Annotated in this window: 5 protein-coding genes; all 5 read left to right on the top strand. The window is 59.5% G+C overall.

The window, feature by feature from the left end; genetic code table 11:
- Window positions 1–1,060: SelB C-terminal domain-containing protein (locus V3W31_00770; GenBank protein MEE9613470.1), on the top strand; the 1,060-nt coding region annotated here is incomplete at its 5' end.
- A complete protein-coding gene (locus V3W31_00775) occupies window positions 1,057–1,740 on the top strand; it encodes a YdcF family protein (GenBank protein MEE9613471.1) in 684 nt (227 codons plus the stop codon). The genes V3W31_00770 and V3W31_00775, both read left to right, overlap by 4 nt.
- A 17-nt stretch (window positions 1,741–1,757) precedes the next feature.
- Complete coding sequence (gene selD / locus V3W31_00780) at window positions 1,758–2,828, top strand: selenide, water dikinase SelD (GenBank protein ID MEE9613472.1); 1,071 nt, start codon at window positions 1,758–1,760, stop codon at window positions 2,826–2,828.
- Window positions 2,829–2,833: 5 nt separating this feature from the next.
- A complete protein-coding gene (locus V3W31_00785) occupies window positions 2,834–3,253 on the top strand; it encodes a secondary thiamine-phosphate synthase enzyme YjbQ (protein MEE9613473.1) in 420 nt (139 codons plus the stop codon).
- 13 nt (window positions 3,254–3,266) lie between these two features.
- Window positions 3,267–4,070, top strand: a complete 804-nt coding sequence (locus V3W31_00790; protein MEE9613474.1) for an SAM-dependent chlorinase/fluorinase — start codon at window positions 3,267–3,269, stop codon at window positions 4,068–4,070.
- The last annotated feature ends 84 nt before the right edge of the window (window positions 4,071–4,154 follow it).

Consider the following 4,154-nt stretch of genomic DNA (forward strand, 5'->3'; position numbering starts at 1 on the left):
GGGGAAGGCCCAGGTCGTGGACTGTGTCTTCGACTTCCTCGGCTCAATGGGGAAGGCCTTTGAAAGTCGGACCACTTTGAAGCTGCACCACCTGAGCTCGGAGGGGCTTGTAACGGTCCATATTACCGGGGGTAAGGGGGGAAAAGGGGCCTACGGGAGGATGTATCTGAAGGAGCCGGCGTTGCTCCTTAGGGGAGACCGCTTCATACTCCGAGACCCGTCAATAAGGAAGACCGTCGGAGGCGGGAGGGTCCTTCTGCCTCACTTCTCGAAGAGACCTTCCTTTCGGGCACGGGATATCAAGCCGGGCTCTCTCGACAGGGACGAGGACGCCCTCGGCCGTCTTCTGGAGGGCCCCCGGATTGCTATCGAAAAGTCGAGGGCGTGCCTGATGATGAATATGACCGAAGACGGGCTCAGGGCTGTCGCCGGGGCCGGGGTAAGCTTTATGGGCGAGTATATCGTGAACTCGAAGAAGCTCGATACGCTGACTAAAGAGCTGCTCGCCGTACTTTCCGAGCATCATAAAAACTATCCCGGCGATACGGGGGTAAAGGAAGAGGCGTTAAAAGGGCGTAGCGAGGTCGCGCCGGGGTTCATGAAGACCGTAGTGGACAGGCTCGTGGAAGAGGGGGTTATTAAAAGAGAGGGGTCCTGCCTCTCCCTTGCCTCCCACCGCGCCTCGTCTTCCGGAGAGGAGGCGGAGATAGAGGAGGGGATACTGGGGGCCGTGGGGGACGGGGTCGAGGGCGTCCCGGCAAGCGGGTTAAGGGAGCTCCGCTTCAAGAGGGAAGATACGGACAGGGTGCTGGGCTACCTCATAAGGCGCGCAGCGGTTATAAGGCTCAGAGAGGGAAGGGTCGTCTCGGCCGGGGCTGTGGAGCGGGCCAGGAAGAAGCTTGTAGAATATCTGGGGGAAAATGATAAGATAAAGGCCGCGGAGTTCAGGGACGTGCTCGGGTGCGGCAGGAAGGCGGCCATAGATATGCTCGAGTACTTCGACAGGGAGAGAGTGACCATAAGGGTGGGGGACGAGAGGACGCTCAGGGGCGGGCGATGAACCTCGCGGGTGTCGGCAGGCGGTTCTTAATAGTCTTCTGCGTGGCCTTTACGGTCCTCGTCCTTGTGGTGATGTTTACACCCGTTGCCAACTACATGGCAAGGCCGCTTGTGGTCGCACCCAAAGATAGGGAGGCCGACTTGATAGTCGTACTCGGCGGCGGGGTCTTCCCTAACGGGCTCCTCGGCGGGGGCTCCAACGAGAGGCTCATCCACGGACTGCTCCTCTATAAGGAAGGCCGCGCCCCGAAGATTATCTTCTCAGGGGGCTCGATAATAAAGACGTCGGCCAAGATACTACATACTATAACCCGGTCCGAGGACACGAGCCGTATAGACGCGGTCGAGGCCGATATCATGAAGGACATATCCGTGAGGCTCGGCATCCCGGCTGGCGACCTCTCGGTCGACGGAGATTCAATCCATACCTACGGCAACCTCGCGGCGGTAAAGGGCTTTATGGAGACCCGGGGGCTTAAGAGCTGTCTTATCGTGACCTCCCCGACGCATATACTGAGGTCCATGAAGGTAAGCGGGAAGCTCGGGCTCGACTGCTACCCGGCGCCCGTTGGGGACTACACCCCGCACATACGGGGCTCCACCGGGAGGCTCTCTCTCATGAGGGCCGTACTGTGGGAGTATGCGGCCCTGGGTCTTTATAAGGCCTACGGCTATATATAGGAAGGAGGGTCTTAATTCTGAGCGAAGGGCGTAAGATAAAGCTCACGAGCTGGGCGAGCTGCGCGGGCTGAGCGGCCAAGATGGCCCCCGAGGCCCTGATGCAGGTCCTGCATCAACTGCCGCACGTAAAGGACGGGAACCTGCTTGTAGGCATAGAGACCGCGGACGACGCGAGTGTCTACAGGATAACGGACGAGCTCGCCCTGGTATCCACGGTCGACTTCTTCCCGCCCATCGTGGACGACCCGTACACCTTCGGACAGGTCTCGGCGGCCAACGCCCTGAGCGACGTCTATGCCATGGGCGGCAGCCCGCGCCTGGCCATGAATATCGTAGCTTTTCCGAAGGCCCTCGATCTCGACATACTCGGGGAGATAATAAAGGGCAGCATGGATAAGCTCCGGGAGGCCGATACCCTCCTCGTGGGCGGGCACTCGATAGAGGATAAGGAGGTAAAGTACGGCCTTTCTGTCACGGGCTTTGTGGACCCTGAAAAGATTACGACAAACAAGGGGGCCGTGGCCGGGGACAGGCTGATACTCACAAAGCCGCTCGGCACGGGTGTCATAACGACCGCGCTTAAGGACGGCAGGTGCGCCCCCTATGACAAAGGAGACGCGATTTCCAGGGACGCTATCGCCTCTATGAAAACGCTCAACAGGGCGGCCTCCGAGGCGATGGTCGAGGCCGGGGCGAGGGCGTGTACCGACGTAACTGGCTTTGGGCTCCTGGGGCACGCCTTCGAGATGGCCGATGCCTCGGGCGTCTCCTTTGTCATACGCTCCGGGGAGGTCAGGCTCTTTCCTGAAGCAATTGAGCTTATAAAAAAGAAGAAGAACAGGCCTAAATCGATTGAGTCAAACAGAGAATTCCTCTTGAATCATATAGAGATAGACAGTAAGGTCGATAAATCTCTTGAACTTCTCCTCTACGACCCGCAGACCTCGGGCGGGCTGCTCATCGCCATCCCCGGGGCCGCGGCCGATGGGCTCATGGGCAAGCTGCGAGAGAGGGGAGTGGCGGCCTCGGTCATAGGGGAGGTAGTGGAGAAAGTGGAAAAAAAAGGCCGGACGATAAGGGTGGAGTAGGGCTTATGAAAAGTTACCGTAAGGAGTTATGGTTCAACGTACCCGGGAGGAGGGGTTTCATAAATATAACCCCCGATGTGTCCGGGTGCCTCGAGGAGAGCGGCGTCCGGGAGGGGTTGGTGCTCGTTAACGCCATGCACATAACCGCCTCGGTCTTCATAAACGACGACGAGGGGGGGCTCCACGAGGACTTCGAGAGGTGGCTCGAGGGGCTTGCGCCGCACGAGCCGATAAGTCAATACCGCCACAACCTTACGGGCGAGGACAACGGGGACGCGCACCTTAAGCGTACGGTCATGGGCCGCGAGGTGGTCGTGGCCGTAACCAAGGGTAAGCTCGACTTCGGCCCCTGGGAGCGCATATTCTACGGCGAGTTCGACGGAAGGCGCAAGAAGAGGGTGCTCGTAAAGATTATAGGCGAGTAAAGGGGGGGGCGAGATGAATAACCCCATAACGCTTACTACCGACTTCGGCGTGAAGGACCCCTGGCAGGGCGCGATGAAGGGGGTCATACTGTCGATAAACCCCACAGCGAAGATAGTCGACATCAGCCACTCTATATCCCCCCGGAACGTCCTTGAGGGTGCCTTTATCCTCTCCGAGGCCTATCGGTTCTTTCCCGACGGCACCGTCCACGTGGCGGTGGTAGACCCGGGGGTGGGGGGAGAGAGGGCCCCCGTACTCATAGCGACCGAGAAATTTTCATTCGTCGGTCCGGATAACGGTATATTCACCTTTGCGCTCGAAAGGGAGAAGGTCCGGAGCGTGGTAAAGCTCACCCGGGAGGAGTATTTTCTTAAAGAGGTGAGCGGAACTTTCCATGGCCGCGACGTCTTCGCCCCGGTGGCGGCCCACGTAAGTATGGGCGTCCCTTCCGAAAAGTTCGGCGAGCCGCTTTCCACGCCTCCGGTTACGATAGACCTCCCGCGTCCCGTCGAGGAGAAGGGCTCGCTCCTGGGAGAGGTGCTTTACGTGGATGCCTTCGGGAACCTCATAACCAACATAGGCTCGGACGATATAGCTCGCTTCAAAGGGGGCGAAGGGGGAGGGGGGGGTGGGCGGCTTGAGGTAACCGTAAAAGGCCGGACCATAAAGGGGCTCGTAAAGAGCTACTCCGGCGCGGTGGAGGGGGACCTCGTGGCGCTTATGGGCAGCACCGGCAAGCTCGAGATAGCCTGCTTCATGGGCAGTGCCTCCCGGCTCCTCGGGTGCGGCGAGGGCGAGGGGGTAGAGCTCAGGTGAGGGTGGTCGTACAGAGGGTAAGTAAAGCCGGGGTAAGGGTCGACGGGGAGCTTAAAGGGGCTGTCTCCAAAGGGCTACTGGTCT

The organism is Thermodesulfobacteriota bacterium (genome assembly GCA_036482575.1).
In the GTDB taxonomy this organism is placed as follows: Bacteria; Desulfobacterota; GWC2-55-46; order GWC2-55-46; family JAUVFY01; genus JAZGJJ01.

What these genes read in the sequence shown, in the direction of transcription:
- V3W31_00775 (MEE9613471.1), top strand. Translation starts at nt 1,057, where the DNA reads ATGAACCTCGCGGGTGTCGGCAGGCGGTTCTTAATAGTCTTCTGCGTG.
- V3W31_00790 (MEE9613474.1), top strand. Translation starts at nt 3,267, where the DNA reads ATGAATAACCCCATAACGCTTACTACCGACTTCGGCGTGAAGGACCCC.
- V3W31_00785 (MEE9613473.1), top strand. Translation starts at nt 2,834, where the DNA reads ATGAAAAGTTACCGTAAGGAGTTATGGTTCAACGTACCCGGGAGGAGG.